This is a genomic window from Corynebacterium glyciniphilum AJ 3170, assembly GCF_007673095.1.
Classification (GTDB): domain Bacteria; phylum Actinomycetota; class Actinomycetes; order Mycobacteriales; family Mycobacteriaceae; genus Corynebacterium.
Window position 1 is genome coordinate 107312 of sequence record NZ_VDYZ01000011.1, and the last position, 26000, is coordinate 133311.

General features: G+C 67.3%; 20 protein-coding genes. 13 read left to right on the forward strand and 7 right to left on the reverse strand.

What is annotated here, in order from left to right; genetic code table 11:
* Nucleotides 1–34: 34 nt before the first annotated feature.
* On the forward strand, nt 35–1144 hold the full coding sequence (locus tag FS507_RS12000) for a hypothetical protein (RefSeq protein WP_145943020.1): 1110 nt from the start codon (nt 35–37) through the stop codon (nt 1142–1144).
* 34 nt (nt 1145–1178) lie between these two features.
* Here FS507_RS12000 and FS507_RS12005 read toward each other — a convergent pair whose 3' ends face one another.
* The 4 genes from FS507_RS12005 to FS507_RS12020 all read right to left on the reverse strand — a co-directional run bounded on the left by FS507_RS12005 (nt 1179) and on the right by FS507_RS12020 (nt 6981).
* Nucleotides 1179–2411 (reverse strand): dicarboxylate/amino acid:cation symporter, encoded by a 1233-nt coding sequence (locus tag FS507_RS12005; protein WP_145943021.1) that lies wholly within the window; start codon nt 2409–2411, stop codon nt 1179–1181.
* Between the two features lie 72 nt (nt 2412–2483).
* Nucleotides 2484–4040 (reverse strand): alkaline phosphatase, encoded by a 1557-nt coding sequence (gene phoA / locus FS507_RS12010; RefSeq protein ID WP_440130352.1) that lies wholly within the window; start codon nt 4038–4040, stop codon nt 2484–2486.
* A 301-nt stretch (nt 4041–4341) separates the two neighbouring features.
* Nucleotides 4342–6222 (reverse strand): hypothetical protein, encoded by a 1881-nt coding sequence (locus FS507_RS12015; protein ID WP_145943022.1) that lies wholly within the window; start codon nt 6220–6222, stop codon nt 4342–4344.
* Between the two features lie 150 nt (nt 6223–6372).
* Nucleotides 6373–6981, reverse strand: a complete 609-nt coding sequence (locus tag FS507_RS12020) for a sugar O-acetyltransferase (protein WP_260853381.1) — start codon at nt 6979–6981, stop codon at nt 6373–6375.
* A 154-nt stretch (nt 6982–7135) separates the two neighbouring features.
* On the opposite strand from FS507_RS12020, the gene FS507_RS12025 reads away from it, so the two are divergent.
* The 3 genes from FS507_RS12025 (at nt 7136) to FS507_RS12035 (ending at nt 9609) form a co-directional block, all read left to right on the forward strand.
* The gene (locus tag FS507_RS12025; protein WP_145943023.1) at nt 7136–8401 is read left to right on the forward strand and encodes a cystathionine gamma-synthase; all 1266 of its coding nucleotides are present in this window, start codon (nt 7136–7138) and stop codon (nt 8399–8401) included.
* Nucleotides 8398–9147 carry a hypothetical protein gene (locus FS507_RS12030; protein WP_145943024.1) on the forward strand — a complete coding sequence of 250 codons (750 nt, stop codon included), beginning with the start codon at nt 8398–8400 and terminating at the stop codon, nt 9145–9147. The genes FS507_RS12025 and FS507_RS12030 overlap by 4 nt, the downstream gene beginning before the upstream one ends.
* A 141-nt stretch (nt 9148–9288) precedes the next feature.
* Nucleotides 9289–9609, forward strand: a complete 321-nt coding sequence (locus FS507_RS12035; RefSeq protein WP_145943025.1) for a YdeI/OmpD-associated family protein — start codon at nt 9289–9291, stop codon at nt 9607–9609.
* A gap of 26 nt (nt 9610–9635) precedes the next feature.
* Here the strand turns inward: FS507_RS12035 and FS507_RS12040 are convergent, their stop codons facing one another.
* Genes FS507_RS12040 through FS507_RS12050 form a run of 3 tightly spaced genes read right to left on the reverse strand, consistent with a single transcriptional unit; the run spans nt 9636 to nt 12802 of the window.
* Nucleotides 9636–10049 carry a hypothetical protein gene (locus FS507_RS12040; protein ID WP_145943026.1) on the reverse strand — a complete coding sequence of 138 codons (414 nt, stop codon included), beginning with the start codon at nt 10047–10049 and terminating at the stop codon, nt 9636–9638.
* A gap of 30 nt (nt 10050–10079) precedes the next feature.
* Nucleotides 10080–10712: a DNA-3-methyladenine glycosylase gene (locus tag FS507_RS12045; protein ID WP_186314671.1), complete on the reverse strand. Its 633-nt coding sequence runs from the start codon at nt 10710–10712 to the stop codon at nt 10080–10082.
* Nucleotides 10709–12802, reverse strand: a complete 2094-nt coding sequence (locus tag FS507_RS12050; RefSeq protein WP_440130353.1) for an FAD/NAD(P)-binding protein — start codon at nt 12800–12802, stop codon at nt 10709–10711. Before FS507_RS12050 ends, FS507_RS12045 begins: the two co-directional genes overlap by 4 nt.
* 98 nt (nt 12803–12900) lie before the next feature.
* On the opposite strand from FS507_RS12050, the gene FS507_RS12055 reads away from it, so the two are divergent.
* The 9 genes from FS507_RS12055 to FS507_RS12095 all read left to right on the forward strand — a co-directional run bounded on the left by FS507_RS12055 (nt 12901) and on the right by FS507_RS12095 (nt 25979).
* Complete coding sequence (locus FS507_RS12055; RefSeq protein ID WP_260853382.1) at nt 12901–14595, forward strand: TIGR04028 family ABC transporter substrate-binding protein; 1695 nt, start codon at nt 12901–12903, stop codon at nt 14593–14595.
* Between the two features lie 16 nt (nt 14596–14611).
* Nucleotides 14612–15553 carry an ABC transporter permease gene (locus FS507_RS12060; protein ID WP_075815403.1) on the forward strand — a complete coding sequence of 314 codons (942 nt, stop codon included), beginning with the start codon at nt 14612–14614 and terminating at the stop codon, nt 15551–15553.
* Nucleotides 15550–16368, forward strand: a complete 819-nt coding sequence (locus tag FS507_RS12065) for an ABC transporter permease (RefSeq protein WP_440130354.1) — start codon at nt 15550–15552, stop codon at nt 16366–16368. The genes FS507_RS12060 and FS507_RS12065 overlap by 4 nt, the downstream gene beginning before the upstream one ends.
* Nucleotide 16369: 1 nt before the next feature.
* Entirely contained in the window at nt 16370–18109 is a 1740-nt protein-coding gene (locus tag FS507_RS12070; protein WP_260853383.1) for a dipeptide ABC transporter ATP-binding protein, read from the forward strand.
* Nucleotides 18106–19431, forward strand: coding sequence for an alkylhydroperoxidase domain protein (locus FS507_RS12075; protein WP_145943029.1), 1326 nt, complete (start codon nt 18106–18108; stop codon nt 19429–19431). The genes FS507_RS12070 and FS507_RS12075 overlap by 4 nt, the downstream gene beginning before the upstream one ends.
* 17 nt (nt 19432–19448) lie before the next feature.
* On the forward strand, nt 19449–20432 hold the full coding sequence (locus FS507_RS12080; RefSeq protein ID WP_145943030.1) for an aldo/keto reductase: 984 nt from the start codon (nt 19449–19451) through the stop codon (nt 20430–20432).
* 14 nt (nt 20433–20446) lie between these two features.
* Nucleotides 20447–21025 (forward strand): GNAT family N-acetyltransferase, encoded by a 579-nt coding sequence (locus tag FS507_RS12085; protein ID WP_145943031.1) that lies wholly within the window; start codon nt 20447–20449, stop codon nt 21023–21025.
* Between the two features lie 192 nt (nt 21026–21217).
* The gene (locus FS507_RS12090) at nt 21218–23503 is read left to right on the forward strand and encodes an acyltransferase family protein (RefSeq protein ID WP_145943032.1); all 2286 of its coding nucleotides are present in this window, start codon (nt 21218–21220) and stop codon (nt 23501–23503) included.
* A gap of 40 nt (nt 23504–23543) precedes the next feature.
* Nucleotides 23544–25979 (forward strand): acyltransferase family protein, encoded by a 2436-nt coding sequence (locus FS507_RS12095; protein WP_145943033.1) that lies wholly within the window; start codon nt 23544–23546, stop codon nt 25977–25979.
* Nucleotides 25980–26000: the final 21 nt, after the last annotated feature.

A 26000-nucleotide genomic window follows, 5' to 3' on the forward strand; every position in this document is an offset into this window, starting at 1 on the left:
TGCGCCCGTGGTAGCGACAGGAAAGAATGTCCGCATGGGGGAATTCGGGGGACAACTGTGGCAGGCTGCGGAGCGGGAGGGACGAGTCCCGCCCGGGCGAGGCCCTCTCTACACACGACGCGTCCTGCCGACGCGTCTGCCTGTGACGCGGAGGGAGCTGACGGTGTCCGGAGTGTCACGACGCTCGGTCGCCAAGTATCACGAACAGGTGTCCCGCGGGGTGTACCTTCCGCCGGTGCCGGAGAAGCACCTCCGGCATGCCCGTCTCGGACCGGCGGGCCACCACGCCGACACCGGCCTTTACCGTCATGACATCGTCACCCGCGCCCGTGCCCACTCCTTCGTGCATCCGCGTGCCGTCGTGGCGTACTGGTCGGCGGCCGCATATCACGGTCTCGTCCACTGGGCCGACGAAGCGCCGGTGGTGCTGCTGACGGGGAAGTCGAAACAGGGGAGTATGGCGCAGGACGGGTCGTCGGCGGGAGTCTCGTCCCCGGTGCTGCGGCCGTTGCCCTCGGGCATCCGTACCGTTCGGCCGGATCGCGCGTTCCCGGGCCTGCGCGTCGTGGATGCAGCGACTGCGGCGGTACAGTGCCTGACCACCATCATCTCCGGTAAACGGTACTGGCCTGTCCCGCACGTCGAGGGTCTGCGTCCGGAGCAGGTTCGTGCGGTGCAGTTCATCGATGCCTTTCTCCAGTGCACCTGGGTGACCGTCCGGCAGATCACTGCTGCGGCGCGCCACCGCATCGACGCCGCTGAGCTGAAGATGTTGTGTGCACTTGCTGACCCCGGGTTCGGTGCTGAATCGCCGCGGGAGACGGTTCTGCGTCTCATCGTCCGGGATGAACTACCTGCGGGTTTCAGCTGGAGTACCCAGGTTGCCGTGGATCTCGGCACGACGGTGACGCGACCGGACATCGCCTGCCCGGAGCTGAAGATCGCCTTGTACTACGACGGAGCCCACCACGCGGAGGGGGCGACCACCGACACCGACTTCCGACTGTTCCAGAAGTTACGCGACAAACATTGGGAGGCTGTACGGGTCAACAGTGCGGCGATGAAGGAACGCACGGAGATGATGGAGAACATCCGCAACGCCATCGGCCGGGCCACACAGAGATGGGAACAGCAGTCGGAATAGTTCTAGTCCGGCAGGACGACGGACAGCTGACGCGTCAGTCTTCGCTGGTGTTCAGCACGCCCTCGGTCTCGATTCCGTCCCCGTCCTGCTCGGTGCGGAGGCGTCCCTTGGACAGCTTGTTGACGACCATGGCGATAGCACCGTCGCCGGTGACGTTCGCCGCCGTGCCGAAGGAGTCGATGGCGATGTACGCGGCGATCATCAGGGCAACCTGGTCGGCGTCGAAACCGAGGTTGCTCTGCAGCACGCCGACGGCCGCCATGATGGCGCCACCGGGGACGCCGGGAGCGGCGATCATCATGATGCCCAGCAGCAGAATGAAGCCGATGAACTGGCCGGTACTGACGTCCATGTCGAACATGTGCACCACCGCCAGAGCGAAGAGGGCGATCTTCATCATCGATCCGGCGAGGTGGATCGTCGCGCACAGCGGGACCACGAAGCCGGCGACGTTGTCGGGGACACCGTTCTTCTTCGCGCTCGCCAACGTCACCGGGATCGTCGCCGCGGATGAGGACGTGCCCAGCGCCGTCGCGTAAGCGGGGAGCATGTTCCCCAGTGCCTTGAAGGGATTGCGGCCCGTGACGGCACCGGCCACGAGGTACTGTGCGATAACCAGCAGGATCGTCATCACGACAGCCAGGACGAGAACCTTCGCGAAGGAAGAGATGACGTCCATGAGGTTGCCGTTCATGCCCATCGACAGGAAGACACCGAACACGAAGACCGGCAGCAGGGGGATCACGAAGGTCTTGATGACCTTCATGACCACGCTCTCGAGCTCGCGGGCGGCGGAATGGAGGGTGTCCGACTTCACCGCGGTCATGGCCAGACCGACGCAGAAAGCGAGGATCAGTGCCGTCATCACCTCGAAGGGCGCGGGCATCTCGATCTCGAAGAAGGGGCTCAGGGCACCCTCGTCGATGTCGACGAGGGTGTTGATCTTCTCGTCGCCCAGCAACCAGCTGTAGCTCGCGGCGGCCACGCCGAAGGCGATGAGGCCGGAGATGATGGTGGAGGCGTAGGCGATGCCCGCGGTGAGACCGAGCCATTTGCCGGCTCCACGTCCGATGCCGGCGATCGCCGGGGTGATCAGCGCGAAGATGAGGACCGGGATGAACAGGTCCAGGAAGTTGCTGAACAGGCCGTTGAATGTCACGAACACCCGGGCCAGCCACTCCGGGAAGAAGAGACTGAAGACGATACCGAGGATGATCGCGACGACGATCCGGAACAGCAGGGAGCCCGCCAGCTTCTTGAAACTCATGGTGGTGACGATATGCCACCACCCACCCCCGGGTATAGCGGGGGTGGTAGTTTTGCAGTCTGTAGTGCCCGACTAATCCTGGTCCAGTCCGAGCGCGTCAGCGATGGTGAAGTGCAGGTCGGTCTGGTCGGTGAGACCGGAGACATTCGCGGCGGACGGCCCGTAGGCGGCGATGCGCAGCTGGGTACCGGTGTGGCCCTGGTCCTGGGTGTCGACATTGTCGGAGGTCGCGTAGGCGATGGTCATCTCGGAGCCGTCGCGGGTGATCAGGTTGCGGGACAGTCCCGGGTAGACCGTGGCGCGGGCCTCCTCGACGCTGGTGCCCTTGTCCTCGGCGATGTCCTTGATGTCGTCCTCGCTCACGCCACCGACGATCTGGCTGGTGTGGGCGTGGTCGGCGGTGACGAGGACGAGCGTCTCGCCGTCCTCCTCGGCGAACTTCACGGCCTCCTGGACGGCTTCGTCCAGGTCCACGGTTTCCCCGATCTGACCGCAGGGGTTGGCGGCGTGGTCCTCCTTGTCGATGGACGCGCCCTCGACCTGGAGGAAGAAGCCGTTCTCCTTGCCGTCGTCGTTGTTGCTCAGCAGGTCGATCGCCTTGGAGGTCATCGACGCGAGCTTCGGGACGTCCTCGGTACGCTCGGGGTTGTCGGTGCACTTCTGGGCGGGCTTCAGGTAGCCCTCCTTCTCGGCGGTGGCACCTTCCCAGCGCACGGGCATGTTGCCGTCCGAGAACAGTCCCAGGACGGGGGAGTCCTGGTTGGCTTCGGTGAGTGCGTCGAGCTCGGAGGCAGTGGTGGGGAGCTGGTATCCACGCTCCTCGGCCTGCTCCACCAGCGTCTTGTCCTTCCACTCGCCGGCCTTCGCGGTCTGGGCGAAGCTCTCGGCACCGCCGCCGAGGGTGACGTCCGCGCGTGACTCGAGGTACTGCTCGGAGATCGAGCCCTTACCGCCCTTGTCGAGGAGGTCGTCGCCGCATTCCTCGGCGTCTTCGGGGCCGTAGCACTTGCGCTGTGCGACGTGGGCGGCCTGGACGGCCGGGGTGGCGTCCTGGATCTCTGCGGTGGAGACGTTGCCGGTCGCCAGGCCCGCAGCCTTCGCCTTCTCGATCAGATTCTGCTGAGACTCGCCGTGAATGTCGACGCCGATGGCCCCGTTGTAGGACTTGGTGCCGGTCGCCCACGCCGTGCCGGACGCCGCACTGTCCGTCACGTAGTTCGGTGTGCCGTCCTCGTGCAGGGAGTAGTGGGTGTACTGGCCGGTGACGGGGAGGGCGTCGATGCCCTTGAAGCTGCCGGCGGCGCCTTCGGCGTAGTTGCGGGCGGCAGTGATCTCGGAGTCCCCCATGCCGTCGCCGATGAGCAGGATGACGTTCTTCGCGCCGGTGGCGGCAACGGCGTCACGGACGTAGTCGCCCTGGTCGCCGTCGAGGCGTCGGGCGCCACCGTTGGTGGACAGATCACCGTCGGCCTCGCGGTGCTGGATGGCGGGTGTGCCGGACGCCGAGTTGTCGCTGGGGCTGCTGGCGTTGCTGTCGCTGCAGGCGGCGGCGGTGGCGGCCAGGGATACGGTGCTGACGATTCCCAGTCCGGTTTTCAGGACGGCGACGGCGGTGCGGTTGTGTTTCACGATCTACTCTCTGTGGAGACAACGTCAGGAACAGACCGTGACGCTACGGAGCTGACGTGAACCGGCGGTGAGATCTGTGGACCGCGGAGATGAACAACCTGTGAACCGTACGGGGCAGGGGGTGTGAAGACGATCATCGCGATGTGCCGGCCCGGTGCCGACGGGCGGACCTCCCCTCTGCGAGAGGGGGCGGAATGCGAGTCTGGTCGCGTTGAGTTGCCGAACTCAACGCGACCAGACTCGCAAACCGCCCTGCGGGTGGGTGTGTGCAGTGCGGCGGGGCACCGAACGCGGTCGGACGTTACGCGGCAGGCACCTCGGCGTCGTCGTCCCCTCCGGAGGAACCGGAGCTTCCGCCCGCTCCGCCGAGCAGCCCGCTGAGCCAGACGATGTCGTCGACCAGGGTCACGCTGTCAAGCCAGTTGGCGAAGATGACGTCCGGGCGGGACAGGTCGTCCAGCGCGACGGTGCCGAGACCGAAAGCGTTGTCCCAGGTGACCAGACTGACCTTGGGGAGAAGGCCGGCGTCGGCATCGGCGGCGACGGACTCGATCTCCGGCAGTTTGAGGTAGTTGGGGCGCTCGTCGCCGTTGACCTCGGCTGCGGGGAAGAAGACCACACGCTGGCCCAGCCATTCGACGGTGATGGGGTCACGGAAGCCGTAGTCACTGGTCAGTAGCGCAGCCGTGGTGGTGCGGGTGGTCGTCTCGATCACTGGTTCGCCGTTCTCATCGAGTACGGGGTTGCCGTCCTCGTCGAGCTGCGGGGTCTCGACTTCGTCGGTGTAGGTGTCGGAGGTCAGCCGGACGAAGTCCTTGGCGAACTTCAGGCGGTCATCCTCGGAGGTGACGTTGTACATCAGGTCGTCGAGGAACGGGGTGCTCTCGGCGTCCCCGGTGAACTGCTTGAGCAGTGCGTCGTTGCCGAGGACGAGGGACGTGACGTCGGTGATGCCGACCTGGGTCTGGCGGTGCTCACCGGGCTCAGGGTCGCGCAGGTCCTGGTAGGTGTCGATGGTGCCGAGGATGTTGGAGCACTTGCCGAGACCTTCGGCGGTGGCGTACGAGTTCAGGCCGAAGCAGCTGACTTCCTTGAGGGCGGGAACGTCGAGGTCGTCGACGGTGTTGATCATGTCCTCGACCTCCTCACCGGCGAAGTCGACGATGCCGTCCTCACGGAGACGGTCGAAGTCGAGCGCTCCACCGAACCAGGTCAGGCCGATTTCGTCGGTGTCCATGTTCATCGCGGAGGCGAAGCCGAGGCGCGCGTAGGAGATGGAGCTGCGGTCTTCGTCGGCGGCGGCGAGGGCGATGCCGGGCAGTCCGAAGAGTTCGTGGGCCTCGGCGGTGGCGTCACCGCCGCGCATGGAGGCGGCGACCTGGGTGCCGTCACCGATGATGGTGGACGTGCCGCGGGGCGCAGGACGTTCCGGAAGGTCGGTGGGCTTGGCGTAGTCGTACTTCTCACCGGTGAGGTACTCGGCGATCTTCAGGGCCTCGGTGCGTTTGGAGAGGTTCTTGTCGTAGGTACGTTCTACGCCTCCGCAGCCCCACGGCGTTGGAATCCCCGCACATTCAGTCACCATGTTCACCGGCAGTGCCGCGTCCCTCTGGACCTCTGCGTAGGTGCTGTAGGCGCCGAGTTTCGTCGGGTCGATGCGGGGCAGGTAACTCCCCTGGTAGGGGATCTTGTGTACGAGATCCTTGATCCAGTCGCTGCCGAGGGCGGCGGCACTGAGGATCTCGATGAGATTGCGTTCGCCGAGTCGGTAGGTGAGTCCGAGTACCTTGATATCGTCGCCCAGGTCGATGGTGACGTCTTCTGCAGCGGCACCGACCTCCACATTCTCGGGGAGGACCACAGCAAGTCCGTCGCCGGTGGACTGGCTGCAGTCGGCGACGGCGGTGACCTCAGGCTGCTCGACGTCGTCATTCAGGGGAAGATTACTGAGATCACCGGACTGGCAGAGTTCGACGTAGTCGAGGAGCATTTCGTTCTCGAGGAGGTCCTGAAATCCTCCGAGGTCGACGTCGACATTGGAGGCATCGATGTCTTGGGGCCCTTGAACGTCCTGGGGGTTTAGCTCCTCCTGCGCGGCGGCGGTGGGGAGCATGGTCACGCTGAGGGCGACGGCGGTGGCGGCTGCGGCGATGCTGCGGCAGGTGCGGCGGAAGATAGTCACGGGTTGAGGCTTTCGGTGCTACGGCAAACGGGACGAATGTGACAGGAGAGGAAGTTTCACATAAGTAACATACGCCACTTCAGTCACATTAGTAACACCCGTAACATTCTTACCCCCGCGGGTACCCCACACCCACGTCGTTCAGGACGCTCACAGTTCCCGCACGACCTGCGCCGGCGTCCCTACCGCCAGGACGTCCGACGGCAGGTCGCGGGTCACCACGGAGCCGGCGCCGACGACCACGTTGTCCCCGACGGTCACCCCGGCGCACACCGTCACCCCGCCTCCGAACCACACGTTGCGGCCCAGGGTGATCGGTGCGCCGTACTCCCAGCCGCTGGCCCGCAGGTCGTGGTTCTCCAACGGGTGCAACGGGGTGAGGAACTTGGCTCCGGGTCCTATCCGGCAGTGGTCGCCCAGGGTGACGGGGCAGACGTCGAGGATCGTCGCGTCGACGTTGATGAACACGTCGTCGCCCAGGTGGATGTTCGTCCCGTAGTCGACACGGAGCCCCTGCCAGACCTCCGTCGCTGTGCCGACGCTGCCCAGCAGTTCGCGTACCTGCGCGTCCCACGCTTCGGTGTCGGCCGGGTCGGTCTGGGACAGACGGAAGCAGGCGGACCGCGCCGCCAGCGACGCCGCGGAGGTCGCGGGGTCGGTGGCCAGGTAGTACTCCCCGGCGACCATGCGTTGCCACATGGTGCGGGGGTCGGCGTCGGCGGCGGTACGGAGGTCGTCTTCGGTGTGGCTGTCAGTCATGTCGCCCAGCCTGCCAGAGTGCCGTGTCAGGGGAGGGGCGCGTCCAGGTGTAGACCGCTTGGTCCGGTAGGATGGCCACGATCAGCCCTGACCAGGCACAGTCCCGACCTCGACCTGACCCCGAACAGCCCCCGAACAGCCCAGGAGAGCAGACATGAGCAGCGACGATCAGTCCAGCCAGCCCAATGAGCATGAAACGCGCGCTGACGCCGGTACCGCCGCCCGCCGTGCCGCCGCACTGCAGGCACGCCAGCGGTTGACCGACGCTGCCGGCCGTCCGTTCGGGTTCGACACGAACGCCATTCACTCGGGCTACGAGCCGGACGGGCAGACCGGGGCGATCAACGCGCCCATCTACGCGTCGACCACCTATGCGCAGGACGGTGTCGCCCAGCTACGTGGGGGATTCGAGTACTCGCGGTGCGGCAACCCCACCGTCACGGCACTGGAGGAGACCGTCGCAGCGCTGGAGGGCGCGAAGTTCGGACGGGCGTTCGCCTCCGGGATGGCGGCGACGGACACCGTCCTGCGTGCCCTGCTGTACCCCGGCGCCCACGTCATCCTCGGTAACGACGCCTACGGCGGGACGTTCCGTCTGCTCGACACCACCTACCGTGACTGGGGTGTGGAGGTGTCGGTCGTCGACACCGCCGACACCGCGCAGGTCGCCGGTGCGCTGCGTGAGGACACGAAACTGGTCTGGCTCGAGACGCCCACCAACCCGCTGCTCGGGATCACCGACATCGCCGCCACGGCTGATGTGCTGAGGGACCACCCCGCCAAGCTCATCGTGGACAACACCTTCGCCAGCCCGTACCTGCAGCGTCCGTTGGCGCTCGGGGCGGACGTCGTGATGCACTCCACCACGAAGTACCTCGGCGGGCACTCGGACGTGGTGGGCGGCGTCGTCGTCACCGACGACGAGGAGCTGGACGGTGAGCTCCTCTTCCTCCAGGGTGGCGTCGGCGCAGTGCCCAGCCCCTTCGACGCGTACCTGACCTACCGCGGCATCAAGACCCTCGGGGTGCGCATGGACCGCCACTGTGCCAACGCGCAGGCCGTCGCCGAGTACCTGGACGGGCGTCCCGAGATCTCCCGGGTGCTGTACCCGGGGCTGCCCGGCCACACCGGGCATGACATCGCCGTCCGGCAGATGGACGGCTTCGGTGCCATGGTCTCCGTCCGCTTCGCCGGTGGTGAGGCACCTGCCCTGCAGTTCTGCGAGAACACCCGTCTGATCTGCCTGGCGGAGTCCCTCGGCGGGGTGGAGTCGTTGCTGGAGCACCCGGCGAAGATGACCCACCAGTCCGCCGCCGGGTCCGCACTGGAGGTGCCGGACGACCTGGTGCGCATCTCGGTCGGCATCGAGAACGTCGATGACCTCATCGCTGATCTGGCGCAGGCCCTGGACGCCCTGTGACCCCTGACCCTGCTGCATGCCGTATCGGGATCACCGCCGGTCACACCGTGTTGAACCTGGAGGTGTGGCACCCGGACTGGGGTTCGGCGGCGACGGAGGCCCTGCGTCGCAGTCTGTTCGGTGCGCAGGGGCCGTCCGGCGACAGTGCGCCCGACGCCCAGGCGGCCACCTCCATGCTTGAGGCCGCGCTCGGTGCGGAGCGGGCGGACGCCTGGCTGGGTGAGGTGACCGTCACCGACCGCAGTCCCGGTAACGCCGTGAGCATGGCCGACCTGCAGGGGCGGGTGGACCGCATGGCCAGCGAGGCAGTCGACCCGGAGGGTCGTCCGGCACGCACGGACCTGCACGTCGATCACGACGGGGTCCCCGCCACGGCGCAGGTGATCCTGCCGTTGTCCCCGACGGTGGCTCCGGGCTGTGACCTGCATGTGTCGGTCACACTGGAGACTGATGCGGTGGCGTCCTCGGACCTGACGATGGCGCAGATCGAGGACCGCTCCGGTGCCGTCCGCGAGGCACTCGCCGACACCGTCGACGAGAACAACGCCGGGATCCTCGCCGTCACCGAGTTCCGGCCGGGGGCGGACACGCTGCACTTCTACCTGGATTCGACCTCCCCGGCCGTCGTCGACAAGTCGGTGCTGAATACGCTGCGTACCGTCGCGTCTGCCTGGCAGTACGGGGACACCGTGGTCGACGAGGAGAAAGACCCCAGGTGGGACGTTGTCCGCACCTACCGTGTGTGAATCATTCAATCCTGGGGAGGTGCCGTGCACGAATGTGTGAATCGGTGTGAATGTTTGCGAATGCGGTGTGAATGAACGTCTCGGCGCCGGCACCTCCGGGAGCTCTGGTGGCACCGGAATCTACGGTGTAGCTTCAGAACCATGACCACACCACCATCCTCAGGTGCCTCGTCCGCTACGGCTGCGGTGTCGGGCGGTGTCGTCCACCAACTGCCCGACGACCTGCGTGCCGCAGTGCTCGGTGGCCCACGGGGAGACGGTGATGACGGCAGCCCGTCGGTGAGCAGAAGCGTCCTGGAGCTGTGGGAGGACATCACTCCGCTGGCCCGCAATGAATTCATCTGTTGGGTGGAGGACGCCAAGCAGTCCGCGACACGCGCCCGCCGCGTGCGACGTACCTGTGAGGAACTCGAGGAAGGCAAGCGCCGTCCCTGCTGCTGGCCCGGTTGCAAACACCGCTGAGTGTGGGACGGTGGGGGCCGTCGGATTCAGCCGAGCACGATCAGGGTCGCGGTAGCGGGTCCCTCCGCACGCAGGCTGTGGACGCGTCCCGCCTCGATGTGCACCGCCGAACCGGAGGCCAGCGCCACCACGTCCGTACCGTCGTCGCTGTCGTGGTGGATGGATACCTCAACGGTGCCGGCCTGTCCGAGAATCAGTATCGGAGCGGCCGCGGTGTGGTCATCCATCACATCACCGTCGCGGAAGGCCAGCCGGGTCACAATGGTTCCGTCAACCCGGGCGAGCCGCTCGACGGCGGGCTTGGCCTGCGTGTAGTCGGTACGGGGGATGTCGTAGTCGGACTTCACGGTCCCGGGGTGGGCGTCCGCGAGGCCGTCGATGTAGGTCCAGCCGTCGCGGGACTCTGTGTTGGCGGATGCGGAGTGTGGTGTAGGTGTCATGGTGAGGCCCAGCCTACGTGCGAAACGCCGCTACAACCGTGGACGGCCCCGCGGGGTGGTGACCGTCCGGTCGCCGGGGATCCAGAACCGCAACGGCGCCTCCTTGTTCTTCGAGATGCCGATCCTGGGGCCCGCCACCCAGTCAACGGGCGCGCCGGCGGCACTCAGATGAAAACCCGTGGTAGCCGCGGTACCCGTGGCACCAGCGGCATCTGCAGCCTCGGCACGTCCGTCCTGCGATATCGACGATCCGTTGAGCTCAAGGTCGAGCCCGAGCGTCGCACCGAGGTTCCCCGGCCCCCGGGCCAGCCCGTCGTCGGTCGGTTTCGGACCGCGGCGCTGCCGCACCAGGTCCATGCCCTCGACCACACGCCCGGCGCGCATCAGCACCCCGGCACCGGCCCCCTCGGCCTTGCAGACCAGGTTGCCGGCACGGTGGATGCCGTAGCTGGCGTAGACGTACAGGCGGCCGGGTGGTCCGAACATCGTGAGACACCGTGGTGTGGGGCCGTTGTAGGTGTGTGACGCGGGGTCGCCCTCGCCGGGGTAGGCCTCGACCTCGGTCAACACTACGGCGACCACGCCTTCGGGGGTGTATCGCCGGAGGGTGGCGCCGAGGAGCTGCGGGGCGACGGTTTCGGGGGACGCGGTGAAGTCGATCATCCGTTCCATGGTGCCACCGACGGCATCGGCAGTGCCGATCCCGTCGTCACCGACAGTGCCGACACCGCCGCCGCGTCCGTCTCCTGCAGCATGAGCGGGTCCGTGCGTGGCATCGGTGAGATCGTCATGTCGGCACGCACCTCCTGGAGCGGGATGCCGAGCATGTGGACCCGCGGGTCCACGGTTCCGTCGACATGCACCAGCCGTGAGGTGGTGAAGTCCACCTCCGGAGCCTTGGACACGACCTCGGAGGATGTCTCTGCGCTGGAGAAGACGAACGGGCGCAGCCGTGCATCGCGTACCAGGGCGGCGGTGACGGGATCGGCACTGTCGCGTGCGGACGGTTTGTGCAACCAGGCGTCCACCAGGGCGGTTGCCGCGACAGGGTGGTCCCCTGTGGTTTCGGAGGACATGACGAACGCCGGTGCTTCCGGGTCAATCACCACCGTCGGGTGCCCTCCGAGGAAGCGGACGAAACCGGCGTCGACGAGGCAGAGCAGTTCGGCCGTGCGGAACGCGGGCGGTCCGGAGCCGACCATCTGGCCCACGCGACGCAGTTCCGCGTAGGCGCCGCGCCGGGACTCCAGGGTGAATCGTCCGGGCTGGTCGGCGACCTGGGCGGGTTTGCGGGCGGAACCGATGACCTGCAGTCCCGCCTTGACGGCGGAGTCGGTGCCGAGTGAGGCCTCGTGAAGGTCGCGGGTGAGCCGGTCGGCGATGTGGGCGGTCAGTTCGTCGATAGTGGGGGTCGCCTCGCCGTCCGCCGTCCGACGGCGGAGGTAGGCGGCCACGGGATCGGCGAAACCGGGGATGTCGAAGCGGTCCGCGGCATCGGGCACCAGTGCGGTCAGTGCGGGGTCCTCGTGCAACATCCAGGGGTCGTCGGAGTTGTCGATCACGCCGATGACACCGGCGAGCAGGGTATCGTCGGTCGACCCACGCAGGAGGACGCGGTAGTACGCCTCGTGGGCGTCGCGCAGCAGTGCCGGCCACAGCCGGTCGCCGAAGTCGACGGACCCTGCCGGGGCGTCCGACGGAAGGGCGGCGAGTTCGGCACGGAACCGCGGCATCCGGGCGGCGGGCGGCAGGGCGTTGTAGACGGGTTTCGGCTGGTAGGGGTAGCCGTGGTGGGAGGAGACGACGAGGCGTGGCTCGCGCCCCGACGGTTCGTAGCGCAGGCCGGAGCGTGCGGAGTCGTCGGGCCGGAACCGTCCTCCCCGGTCGACGGTGACCATGGCCATGAGGTCGAACAGGCCCATGCCGAGGCCCCGGACCACGACATCCTCCCCAGCGGGGAGTGCGTCGACATCCTGGTCGGCGGGGTTACCCGGACGTACCCACGCCAGCTCGGGGTAATGCTCCACGGACTGGGCGGTGAATGTCTCCAGGGCGTCGGGTTCGGTGTCGGTCCACCCCAGCGCCAGGACGGTGGCGTCGGCGTCGATCACGCTGCCGTCCTGCAGGGTGATGCGGTCGCGGCCGGCGTCGTCGGATGTGGTGACGGCAGTGACAGCAGTGATGTCGGTGGCGCGGGTGGTGTGGGTCTCCAGGTTCAGGCCCTCGGGGAGGCGGGCGACGACCGTGTCGAAGACCCACTGCAGGTAGTGGCCGTAGAGGGCGCGCGACGGATGCGATTCGGGCCGTGACCCGGCGATCTCGGCGGCGAAAACGTCCGGGACGGTGGCGGGGTGGGCGGAGAACAACGCGGTTTTCGCCCCGGTCGGGTCGGCTCCCTCCGGACCGTCCTCCAGGGACTCGCCACGCAACAGACGGATCCACTCGTACATGGTCGGTCCCTCGAGCACCGGTGCGGTCACCGATGACCCCGGTTCCGTGAACAGGGTGACGGCGTCGGCCAGGGTGTTCATGCACAGCGTGCGTGTCTGGTCGGTGCGCCAGATGCGGCCGGTGCCGACGGCGACGTCGTCGATGATGTGCACGGTGACGGGGCCGGTGGCGTGACTGCCGTCGCGCACCTGGCGCACCTGGGCGCTGAGTCGTTCGAGGACGGAGATGCCGCGTGGCCCGCCGCCGATGATGACGATGGTGGCGCCGGTGGGCCCGGTACTTCTGGTGCTGCTGGAGCTCATGGACACCATGGTATCGCCCGGTCACTGCTGTGTTACTGTGGGCGCACCCTAGAAGAACAGACAGATCTGTTCAGTTCTGTTGAAAGCACTTTTTGCTGATGACGTTTCCCCACTCCCCGGCGGCCCGCCCGCCACGGCGACCGGTGCGGCGCATGGTCGTCGCCGTCCTCGCTGCGGTGACCACCGTCGCCGTGGCCGCCGGTGTCACCGCCTGCGCCTCCTCCGACAGCGGACACCGGGACGCCGGTGCCCGTGAACTGGTCTACCTCGAGTCGCTCCCGTACAACTCGCTGTACCCGCCGGCCGCCGGCTTCTACCCCAACGGCGGCATCCTCAACAACATCACCGACCGGTTGCTGTGGCAGGACCCCGACACCCTGGAACTGCACCCGTGGATCGCCACGGACCTGCCGGAGATCAACGACGACGCCACCGAGTTCACCTTCACCCTCCGCGACGACGTCACCTACTCCGACGGCACGCCGCTGACCGCCGAGAACGTGGTCCGCAACTTCGACCTCTACGCCCTCGGCGACCCGGACCGCGGGTTGAGCTCCTCGGAACAGATCAGCACCTACGAGCGCGGCGAGGTGCTCGACGACCACACGGTCCGTTTCCACTTCAGTGACCCCGAGCCCGGGTTCCCGCAGGCGACCAGCTCCTTCAACGCGGGCCTGCTCGCCGACGCCAGCCTGGAGCAGTCCGACGAGGGCTTCGCGCCGGGCAGTGCCACGAAGGTCATCGGGTCGGGCCCGTTCGTCGTCTCCGCCGAACAACTCAACACCGAAGTCACCCTGGACGCCCGCGACGACTACGACTGGGCCCCGGAGGGGGTCGGCCAGCAGGGGGCGCCCCAGATCGACCGGGTCAGCGTGGTGATCACGCAGGAAGACAGCGTCCGTGTCGGCGGGTTGAAGTCGGCGCAGGGGGACATCGCCCGGCAGATCGAGGCGCCTGAGGAACAGCACCTCATCGACGACGGCATCGGTGTCCTGTCTGCCCCGACGAACGGGGTCAACAACCAGCTCGCGTTCCGGTTCCGGCACCCGCTGCTGTCGGACATCCGGGTCCGTCAGGCGATCATCGCCGGAGTCAACCGTGACCGGATCCTGAACTCACTGTTCAGCGACTCCTACACCAAGGCGACCTCGGCACTGGCCAGCACGGCCGCCGGCTACCGCGAACAGGAGGACGCCTACGTCTTCGATCCTGACCGGGCCCGTGATCTGCTTGACGAGGCCGGGTGGGTCCCGGGGCCGGACGGTATCCGCGTCAAGGACGGCCAGCGACTCAGCCTGACCGCCAACGACTCCGAGCAGCAGCCCCGCACCCGCGAGGTCGTCACCATGGTCCAGGAGCAGCTGCGGGACATCGGCGTGGACGTCTCCCTGTACCCCGGGGACGTCGCCGCCCAGAAAGCGGCACAGGTCAACCAGGACCTCATCCAGCTCAACGTGACGATGGTCGGACGGGCGGACTACGACGTGATCAAGAGCCAGTACTACTCGCAGAACCGGAACCAGCTGCTCAACTACGACACCGAGGACGAGTCCGTCGGAGACCCCGAGCTCGAGGAACTCCTGCTCAAGGTGTCCGGCTCGGCGGACGAGGACGCCCGCGCCGCCGCCAGTGGCGACGTGCAGGACTACCTCACCGAGCAGGCCTACGTCCTGCCGTTCTTCGAGGAACCGCAGGTGTACGGGGTGCAGGACTACGTGCACGGTTTCGCCACCGACCCGATCGGCCGCCCGTGGTTCTACCCGGTGACCCTCGACCAGAACGAGGAGGGGTGACAGCCACATGGATTCACTGACCCCCGGCGCCGTCCTCCGGCGTATCGGACAGTCCCTGGTGGTGCTGTGGGCGACGTTCACGCTCGCCTTCATCCTGCTCACCGCGCTGCCCGGGGACGCCGTGCAGACCCGCTACGCCAACCCCGAGCTGGGGCTGTCCCAGCAGGAGATCGCGCAGATGCGTGAGGCCTACGGTGCGGACGAACCGGTGCTGACCCGCTACTGGAACTCGCTGACCGGCATGCTGCGCGGCGACTTCGGCTTCTCCCTGGAGAACGGCACCCCGGTGTCCACCACCCTGGCCGAGGCACTGCCGAGCACACTGACCCTGGCACTCACCGGGTTCGTCCTCGCCGTGGTCGTCGCGGTGCTCATCGCCGTGCTGGCCACCTCCGGCCCGTTCGGCTGGATCCGCAGCGCCCTGCGCGCACTGCCGCCGCTGTTCATCTCGCTGCCGGCGTTCTGGCTGGGCATCATGCTCATCCAGACCTTCAGCTTCCAGCTCACCTGGGTCCCGGTGATCCACGCGAGTGCCGTCCAGGAGCTGATTCTGCCGTCGATCGCGCTGGCGCTGCCGCTGTCGGCGCCGATCGCCCAGGTTCTGATCCGGGGGATCGACGACGCGACACGACAGCCCTATGTCACCGTGGTGCGGGCCCGTGGCGCCGGGGAACAGTGGATCCTGTGGCGCAACGTGATGCGCAATGCGCTGCTTCCGGCCCTCACCATCGCCGGAGTCACCTTCGGTGAGCTCATCGGCGGGGCAGTGATCACCGAGGCGGTGTTCGACCGTTCCGGCCTCGGCGCGGCCACCGTGGACGCGGTGTCCTACCGTGACACACCGGTCCTGATGGCCGTGGTCGTGCTGGCCGCCGCGGCGTTCATCCTCGTCAACCTCATCGTGGACCTGCTGTACCCGGTCCTCGACGCCCGACTGCGTAGGACGGTGACGGCATGATGGCTTCGACTTTACGATCCCTGCGATCCCTGCGTCCGGGCGTGTGGCTCTCCGGCGCCGTCGTGCTGGTCGCCGTCGCCTGGGCCCTGGTGCCCGGCCTGTTCGCCTCCGGTGACCCGACGTCGTCCGGTGAGACCGCCCCACTGCTCGCGCCGTCCGCCGACCACTGGTTCGGCACCGATGCCGTGGGCCGTGACCTCTACACCCGCGTGGTGTGGGGCGCGCGCCAGTCCCTGGCCGGAGCGCTGCTCGCCGTCCTCGTCGGCATGGTGGCGGGCTCGTTGCTGGGTCTGCTGGCCGGTGCACGACGTGGCTGGCTGGACGCCCTGGTCATGCGCATCGTGGACGTCCTGCTGTCCATCCCGTCGCTGCTGCTCAGCCTGTCGGTGATCATCCTGCTCGGCTACGGCACCTTCAACGCCGCCATCGCGGTGGGAGTCACCAACGTCGCCGTGTTCGCCCGGCTGGCCCGCTCCCAGGTGCTCAGCGTCGCCGGCAGTGACTTCGTCGAGGCGGCCTACGGGTCGGGCGGCACCGGGATGCAGGTCCTGTGGCGGCACATCCTGCCGAACTCGCTGACCCCGGTGATCGCCCTCGCGGCGCTGCAGTTCGGCAGCGCGATCCTGCAGCTGTCCACCCTCGGCTTCCTCGGCTACGGCGCACCACCGCCGACACCGGAATGGGGGCTGATCATCTCCGAGGGCCGCGACTTCATCGCCACGTCCTGGTGGCTGACCGTGCTGCCCGGCCTGGCGATCGTGCTGGTCGTCCTGGCCACCAACCACCTCAGCCAGTCGCTGCGGAAGGAGTCCTGACATGAGCGAGCAGAACGACAGGCAGGACAGGATGGAGTGGGACGACGGGTCGTGGCGCCCGGACGACACCACCGACCCGGCACCCGGACACCCGCCCGGACGCCCGCCCGGGCACCGCAGCTCCGAGACGCCGCTGCTGGAGATCAGGGACCTGGCGGTGTCCTACCGCACCCGTCGGGGCGACGTCCACGCCGTGAAGGACGTCAACCTCACGGTCCGCCGGGGGAGGGTGACCGCCATCGTCGGCGAATCCGGGTCCGGCAAGTCGACCTCGGCGATGGCCACGCTCGGACTGCTGCCGTCCACCGCCACCGTGAGCGGCGAGATCCTGCTGGAGGGACGCAGCCTGCGTGATCTCCCACGACGCGAGTGGCGCACGGTCCGCGGCCGCCGCATCGGCCTGATCCCCCAGGACCCCAACAACTCCCTCAACCCGGTGAAGACCATCGGCGAATCCGTGGGCGAAGGTCTGCGCATCCACCGACGCGGTAACCGTGCGGCGCGCCGGGAGAAGGTCGTCGAGCTGCTGGGGACGGTCGGCATCGACAACCCGGAGCTGCGCTACACCCAGTACCCGCATGAGCTCTCCGGCGGCATGAAGCAGCGCGCGCTGATCGCCGCCGCTCTGGCCCTGGAGCCGGACCTCATCATCGCCGACGAACCGACCAGTGCCCTGGACGTCACAGTGCAGCGCACCATCCTGGACCTGCTCGACCGCATGCGCGCTGACCTCGGCATCGGCGTCCTGTTCATCACCCACGACCTGGCGGTGGCCGGTGACCGTGCCGATGAACTGGTCGTGATGCGCTCGGGAGAGGTCCGGGAGGACGGTCCGACCGACCGCATCCTCACCGAACCGCGGGACGACTACACACGCCGCCTCCTGGCGGACGCCCCGTCCCTGGTCAGTGCCGTGGAGGCGGCGAGCTACCGCAGTGCCGTCCCCGCCGAGGGCAGCAGCCCTCTGCTGCAGGTCACCGGGCTGCGGCAGGAGTTCGGCTCCACCGTGGCCGTGGACGACGTGTCCTTCTCCGTCCTGCAGGGCACCACCCACGCCATCGTCGGGGAGTCGGGTTCGGGCAAGTCCACGGTCGGCCGGGCGGTGACCGCCTTCCGCCGTCCCACCTCCGGTGAGGTCCTGCTCGGTGACACCAGGGTGGATGAGCTGGATGCGAAGGGACGCCGCGAATTGCGGCGGCGCGTGCAGATGGTCTACCAGAACCCCTACAGTTCACTGGACCCGCGCCAGAGCATCGGCAGCATCGTCGCCGAGCCGCTGCGGAACCTCTCCGATCTGTCGCGGTCGGAGATCCGCGGCAGGGTCGACGGGATACTCGACCGGGTCGCACTGGGCTCCGACATGACCGACCGGCGTCCGGCGGAGCTCTCCGGTGGGCAACGCCAGCGCGTCGCCGTGGCCCGTGCGCTGATCCTCGACCCGGATCTCGTGGTCCTCGACGAGGCGGTGTCCGCCCTGGACGTCACGGTGCAGGCACAGATCCTGCACCTGCTCGACGAGCTGCAACGCGACCTCGGGCTGACCTACGTCTTCATCTCCCACGACCTGGCGGTGGTGCGCGAGATCTCCGACACCGTGTCGGTGATGTCCGGAGGACGTCAGGTGGAATCCGGGCGTACCGAGGACATCTTCGAGCGTCCGACCAGCGACTTCACCACCCGACTCCTCGACGCGATCCCGGGGCGGCGCTACCGCTCCGGAGGACTTAACCTGGGACTATGAGCGACAGTAGCGGAACAGACAGCACAGGCAGCACAGACATCATTGATTTCCTCGCCGGGATCCGTCCCGGTGAGCGCGTCGCCGACCTGCGGCGCAACCGCGCGCAGGCACGCACCAACGCGCAGCACAGTTTCCGGGTGCTGCTGGAGGCGGGTGACACCGACGGGGGTTTCACCGACACGGAGCGCTACGTCGTCGCCGCTTTCGTCGCCGGGCTGCACCAGGGGCGTGGTGCGGCTTTCTACACCGACCTGCTCGGGGACGTGGCGGACGGGGACGCGGTCGTCAATGCGGTGAGGGAGTCCGTCGACGCCGGGCTCACCGTCGGTCCGTACGGCACCTACCGCGAGCCCGACCTGGCGGAGGAGTCGGTCGGTGGGCCGGAGTTCACGGTGGATCCCCGCGTGCGAGGTGTGCTCGGTGAAAAACTTGCCGCAGCCCTGGAGTTCGCCCACCTGCTGGTCTTTCATCCGCGGGACTGCCGTCCGGAACGGCTGGCACCACTGGCATGGTGGGGGTGGACGCCGCGGCAGGTCGTGAGCCTGGCACAGCTGATCTCATTCCTGTGCTTCCAGCTGCGCGCGGCGGCGGGGCTCGCCGCATTGAGGGCAGCGGACTCGACGCATGCACCCTTAGGCGACAGCAGCGTTGTCCGCCGTCCCGGCGCCGCGCAGGAACCCGATGAGTTCCCGCCCCTCACCGGCGGTGCGTTCGATGTCCTGACGTACCCGGACCTGCACCGTCCCAGCCGGTTCGTCAGCCACAGCCTGGGGTGGCAGCCGTGGGTGCCGCCGGTGGAGGAGAAGGACCTCACCGACCGGCAGCGCACCGCCCTGGTCGACCCCATGCGTGCGAAGTCCGCCTACTTCCGCCTGCTCGCCCACGATCCCGACGCGCTCGAGGCCAGGACACTGACCGACAAGGACATCTTCTACAACGTCACCGACGGCGCCGGGCGCGCCGAGCGTGAGATCTCCGCGGCGGTGACCAGCCGCTACAACGGGTGTGTCTACTGTGCGTCGGTGCACACCGGACGCGCGCTGCAGGAATCCACCGGCCGGGAGGACGACGTCCAACGGCTCTGCGACGACGGCGTCGACGCAGACCTCGGCTCCGAGACATGGAACGCTATCGCCACGGCATCCGTGGCGCTGACCTCGACGCCTGTCGATTTCGGCGTCGACCATGTCCGTCGTCTCCGCGCCACCGGACTGGACGACGGCTCGATCATCGACGTGATCAACGGTGCCGCCTTCTTCAACTGGGCGAACCGGCTGATGCTGTCACTCGGGGAACCGGAGCTTCCGGCACGCTTCCGGTAGGGCGTACCGTGGTCGCCATGACAGAATTTCCCACGACTTCCCGCATCGCCATTCCCGGCACCGATCTGGAGATCACCCCGCTGAACCTCGGCGGGAACACCTTCGGCTGGACATCGGACGTCCAGGAGTCCTTCGACGTGCTGGATACGTTCCTCGCAGCGGGCGGAAACTTCATCGACACCGCCGACATGTACTCCCAGTGGGGCGAGGGGCACTCCGGCGGCGAGTCCGAGACCGTGCTCGGCCAGTGGTTCGCCGACCGCGGCAACCGCGACAAGGTGGTGCTGGCGACGAAGGTCGGCGCCATCCAGGGGGCTGAAGGCCTGGCCCACGACACCGTCGTCGCCAACCTCGACCGGTCTCTCGAACGGCTGCAGACCGACCGTGTCGACCTCTACTACTACCACTACGACGACGAGTCGGTGGACATCGCCGACCAGGTCCGTACCGCCGCTGAACTGGTTGATTCCGGCAAGGTGCGCTACATCGGCCTGTCCAACTACTCCACCGACCGGATGCGTGAGTTCTTCGAGACGGCACGGGAACTCGAGCTCGACCACGCCATCCCGCTGGCCATCCAGCCGCAGTACAGCCTGCTCGCCCGGTCGGACTACGAGGACGGCTACATGCAGGTCGCCGAGGAGTACGGCGTAGGTGTGTTCAGCTACTTCTCCCTGGCCTCGGGACTGCTGACCGGTAAGTACCGGAGCCGTGAGGATCTGGAGGGCGCTGCGCGCGAGGGGCAGACCGGCGGCTACTTCGAGAAGGACGGTAACGATAGGGACCCGTTCACCGTGGTCGACGCCGTGGTGAAGGTCGCCGAAGCCCATGACGCTGAACCGGCGTCGGTGGCCCTGGCCTGGCTGCTGGCCAAGGGAGTGACCGCCCCGATCGCTTCGGCCCGCACCCCGGAGCAGGTCGCGCCGCTGATCGCCGCGACGACTCTGCAGCTCAGTGACGAGGAGATCGCCGATCTCGACGCCGCCTCCAACGGTTTCTGAGTAGAATCCGGGGCATGAACACGCATGCTCCGGACAAGAACGCAGGCGGCTCTCAGGGGCTGCCGGTGATCCGCCCCGAGGCCGCCGACGGAGGCGACGCCGGCGAGATCCGTTCGCTCACCGCCGCAGCTTTCGACGGCATCGAGCAATCTGACGGGCATGAGCCTGCGATCATCGACGCGCTGCGTGAGGCGGACGCACTGACCCTGTCCTTGGTCGCGGTGCGCTCCGGGTGGGTGATCGGTCACATCGCCGCGTCCCCGGTGACACTGACCGCCACCGACGGAGAGGTGTCCGGCCGATGGTTCGGACTCGGCCCGTTGTCCGTGTCCCCCGCCCACCAGGGGGAGGGCATCGGTGCAGCTCTGATGCGGTCGGCGCTGGAGATTCTCGACACCACCGAGGACGCCACCGGTGTCGTCCTCCTCGGCGATCCGACGTACTACGACCGTTTCGGGTTCGCGGCCCGTGAAGAACTCGTCATGGAGGGGCTGCCCCAGGAGAGCGCCGCCTACTTCCAGGCGCTGCGGCTGGACGGGGAATCGTCCTATCCGCAGGCGGTGGTGACCTACCACCCTGCGTTCGGGGCCTAGGTGCGGTGACGCTCGACCTTTTCTCAGGTCTGGTCACCATTCGCACCCCTTAGGCAACTTAATCAACGAAAGTCCCAGGTCAGTTTTTCTGAAGCTGATGATGGGGTGCGATTTCCGACGGGAAGGGCGGCTGTCGCACTCCGGCGGGCCTTCCGGCTGTGAGCGGCGCGTGACGATAACATGTGGACCGCTATGGATTCGACACAGACGCAACGCCGAAATCAGTACCGGGGCCACCGCAGAGACATCGATGGCCTGCGCGGCCTGGCGATCGCGTTGGTCGTGGTGTTCCACGTGTTCGTCGGCCGGGTGTCGGCCGGCGTGGACGTGTTCCTGCTGCTGGGCGGGATTTTCTTCTTCAGCCCGCAGATCCGCAATGCGTTGAATCCTGCGGGGTTGACGGTGGTGCAGTCGTTCCTGCGCATCTTCCGTCGCCTGTACCCGGCGCTGATCACCGTCGTCACTGTTGCCGTCGTCAGCGCGCTGCTGATCTTCAACAAGGTGCGATGGCCCGAGGTCGGCGAGGACGCCGCCTCGTCGCTGCTGTACGTGCAGAACCTCCACCTGGCGAACCTCGGGCAGGAGTACTCCGCGGTCAACCGTGAGGTCAGCGTCTTCCAGCACATCTGGTCGATGTCGGTGCAGATGCAGATCTACCTGGGCTCACTGCTGGTCATTGCGCTGGTGGCGGCGATGTTCCAGCGTCACGTCCGCTCCAGCTCGCAGGTGTTGCACTGGTTACTGGTGATCGCCACGCTGGCGAGCTTCGGATACGCCACCTGGCTGGGCGGCCATGACCAGGGGGCGAACTACTACTCCCCGTTCTCCCGGTTCTGGGAGATCGGCCTGGGCGGGTTGTTCGGAATCTGGTTGCTGGGACGGGTTCTGCCGGCGGCATGGGCGCAGCTCCGCCTGGTGGCCGGCGTTGCTGGCCTGGTCCTGATCATCGGGACCGGACTGTTCCTGGATGGCGCAGCCCAGTTCCCTGGCCCCTGGACGTTGGTGCCGCTGGCTGGCGCGATACTGGTGGTGCTGGCGGGCAATCCCGTGGAGGGGGACGATGCAGAGTCGTCCATGTCGACCACGTCGTCCGTGTCGTCCCCGTCCTGGGTGACCGCGCTGTTGTGCACCGCGCCGTTCCAGTTCCTCGGGCGTATCGCCTACAGCCTGTACCTCTGGCACTGGCCGGCGCTTGTCCTGGTGACCTACCTGCTGTCCGGCGGCGCCGATGTCGCAGAACCCGGTGGGGGAGCAGGGGCGTTCTTCAACGGCATCACCGCCACCCTCGGAAACGGTGAGGGCATCGTGGTCGGCACGGTGGTCGTCGTGACGTCCGTCCTCCTGGCGTGGGCGACGTACCGTTTCATCGAGACCCCGCTGCGCCAGCGGGCCAAACCGGCGCGTTCCATGGCACTGACTCCGACCTATGTACGTCAGTCGATACGTGGGCGTCGCGGTGTTATTGGCGCTGTGTCTGCACTGGTCATGGTCATCGCGACGGCCGGTGTCGTGTCTTTCGGCCCTGCCGTCGAACACCGTAACGAGCAGGCCATGGCTACTGACGCCGATGACGTCGACCCCGCCGACTACCCTGGCCCGGCCGCCTTCCTTGAGGACGCGCCGGTTCCGGATGACATGCCGGTGCAACCCGACCCCGCCGTCGGTGAGGAGGAGATGCTCCCTGAAACGCAGGAGGACGGATGCTTCTCCGGGTTCGCGGAATCCAATGTGATCCTCACCCAGCAGTTCAACTCCACCGACACCCCGTGTGCGTACGGGGACGTGGACTCCGACCGCACCATGTACCTCGCCGGCGGGTCTCACTCCGAGCACTACCTCAACGCCCTCAAGAGGATCGGTGAGGAGCAGGGCATCAGGATCGTCCCGATCCTCAAGATGGGCTGTGTCCTGGGCATGAACCTGCCGCACCTCGGCGGTGACCCGTACCCCGAATGCGCGGAATGGAATGACAATGCCCAGCAGTACATCCTCGATAATCCTCCCACGGACGGGGTGTTCATGCCGGTGACCCGGCCCACGCTGATTGAGGGAGATGGTCCGGACATGGTCCCCGTCGAGTACATCGACATGGTGCAACGTCTCACCGACGCCGGTATCCACACCTGGGGTGTGCGGGACACCCCGTGGCACATGGAGGGCCCCGGGGTCCAGGGCAACGCCCGGCTGTGTGTGGCGGAGGATGCCGGAGGCGTCGGCGGCGACTGCGGTATCGCAGAGGAGGCCAGCATGGCTCCGGTGAACCCGGCGTTGGAGGCGTACCAGGGCCTGGACATGACCTCTCTGGACCTCACTCCGGCACTGTGTCGCGACGGCCGCTGCCCGGCGGTCGTGGGCAACGTCCTGGTGTACCGGGACGGGCAGCATTTCACCTCGTTGTTCTCCTCACTGCTGGCCCCGGAGATCAGCCGGCAGATGTACGACGCGTCCCCGGCACTGCCGGAAACACCGCTGCCGTAGTTTTCGCACCGCCCGTCGCGGGTGGCATGCTGTACCGGTTATGAACGGCAGAGAACCATTTGTCCAGGAACGGACCGCCCCGGTACCCCGTTCCGCACTCCGACGCACCGATATCGACGGCTTGCGTGGCCTGGCGATTGCGTTGGTGGTGGTGTTCCATGTGTTCGTCGGTCGGGTCTCGGCCGGTGTGGACGTGTTCCTGCTGCTGGGCGGGATTTTCTTCTTCAGTCCGCAGATCCGTAACGCGTTGAATCCTGCGGGGTTGACGGTGGTGCAGTCGTTCCTGCGCATCTTCCGTCGCCTGTATCCGGCACTGGTGACGGTGGTGGGGGTGTCCCTCGCTGCGGCACTCGTGGTCTACGCACCGGTGCGCTGGTCGGACGGCGGAATGGATGCTGCGGCCTCCTTGCTGTACATGCAGAATCTGAATCTCAGCGCCCAGGGCAATGACTACGCGTCCATCAGCACCGATGTCAGCGTCTTCCAGCACATCTGGTCGATGTCGGTGCAGATGCAGATCTACCTGGGGTCACTCATCGTGATCGCGCTGGTGGCCGTGGTGTTCCGGCGGCGTTCACGACGTGACGACCGGGGGATGTCCCGCGCGGCGACGGGGACGTTCGCCCTCCTGCTGGGTGCGGCCACGCTGGCGAGTTTCGTCTACGCCACCTGGCTGGGCGGTCATGACCAGGGGGCGAACTACTATTCGCCGTTGTCCCGGTTCTGGGAGATCGGTCTGGGCGGACTGTTCGGCATGGTGGTGCTGGGGCGCGTGCTTCCGGCGGGGTGGCGGAGGCTCCGGCTGATCGCCGGTGTGGTCGGTCTGGCGTTGATCATCGGGACGGGGCTGTTCCTGGATGGCGCGGCGCAGTTCCCCGGGCCCTGGACGCTGGTGCCGCTCGCGGGTGCGATGCTCGTCATTCTCTCCGGGAACCCGGTCACAGGGGAGTGGGACGCCCGTACGGCCGGTGTGACTGCGCTGTTGTCCACCGCGCCGTTCCAGTTCCTGGGACGCACCGCCTACAGCCTGTACCTCTGGCACTGGCCGATCCTCTCCCTGGCCACCTTCCTCGTCGCCGGTGGTTCCGGTGCCGAGACTGCCGAGACTGCGGAGTCTTCGTCGTCCGCCGCCGACGGACTGCAGGGCGTGACGGCCACCCTGGGTGAGAGCACCGGGGCAGCGGTCGGTGCGGGTGTCATCGTCGGGTCGTTGCTTCTTGCCTGGTTGACGCTACGGTTCATCGAACTGCCGTTGCAGCAGTCCCGTCGTCCCCGACGCTCGTGGGTCGTGGGCGACCGTGCTTATCTGCGCGCCGCGACGCAGAGCAGAGGAAAGGTCTCCGTCGCCGCCGTCATGGTCGTCGCCAGTGTCGCCGTGATGGTCTTCGGGCCGACGGTCTCGACCTACAACGAGACCCGCGCCGCCACACTGGCGACCGAACCGCTCGACGTCGACAACTATCCCGGGCCCGCCGCATTCCTCGACGATGCCGAGGTCCCCGACGGCGTCGAGGTCGTCCCCGACACCACCGAGGTCGGCCCCATGATGCCGAAGACCCAGGACGACGGCTGCTTCGCCGGTTTCTCGGAGACCGAGCTCATCCTCACCGAGGACTTCAACGACTCCGAGGAGCCCTGTGCTTACGGTGACACCGGGTCCGACCGCACGATGTACCTCGCCGGAGGCTCGCACTCCGAGCATTTCCTGCCGGCGCTGGACGAGATCGGGCGGGAGCAGGGCATCCGGATCGTGCCGGTCCTGAAGATGGGGTGCGTGGTCGGTATGGCACTTCCGCGCGTCAGCGGCGACGACTATCCGGAGTGCGCGGAATGGCAGCAGAAGGCCCAGGACTACATCGTCGACAATCCACCCACCGACGGGGTCTTCATGACCGTGACCCGTCCGACCACCATCCGTGGTGACGGGCCGGACCTGATCCCGCCCGAGTACGTCGACGTGGTCGGCAGGTTCTCCGACGCCGGTATCCACACCTGGGGCGTGCGCGACACCCCCTGGTTGATGACCGGTCCCGGAAAACAGCTCGATGCGCGGGTCTGTACCGCGGAGGAACGCGACGGCCACTGCGGGGTCGCGCAGGACGACGCCCTTCTCCCGGCGAACCCTGCTCTTTCCGCTCTTGACGGTCTGGACGTGACCCACGTCGACCTGACCCCGGCGGTGTGTCGCGACGGGCGCTGCCCCGGTGTGGTGGGCAATGTGCTGGTTTACCGTGACACCCAACACCTCACCGACAGGTTCTCGGAGCTGCTGGCCCCTGAGATCAGCCGCCAGATGTTCGACCCGGAGGCCCAGGTCGAACAGTCCCAGGCTGCGGAAGCTGCAGCGGCGGCAGATGAGGACGCAGGAGATGCGGGGACGCGTGCTGGCCAGGACGTCTTCCGGCTGCCGAAGCCGGGTGAGGACGGTTACGTTGAGCCCGGCTACGTCGACCCCGGCTGGGGCCCGACATACTGAGCGGTATTGCCTGACCGGAGT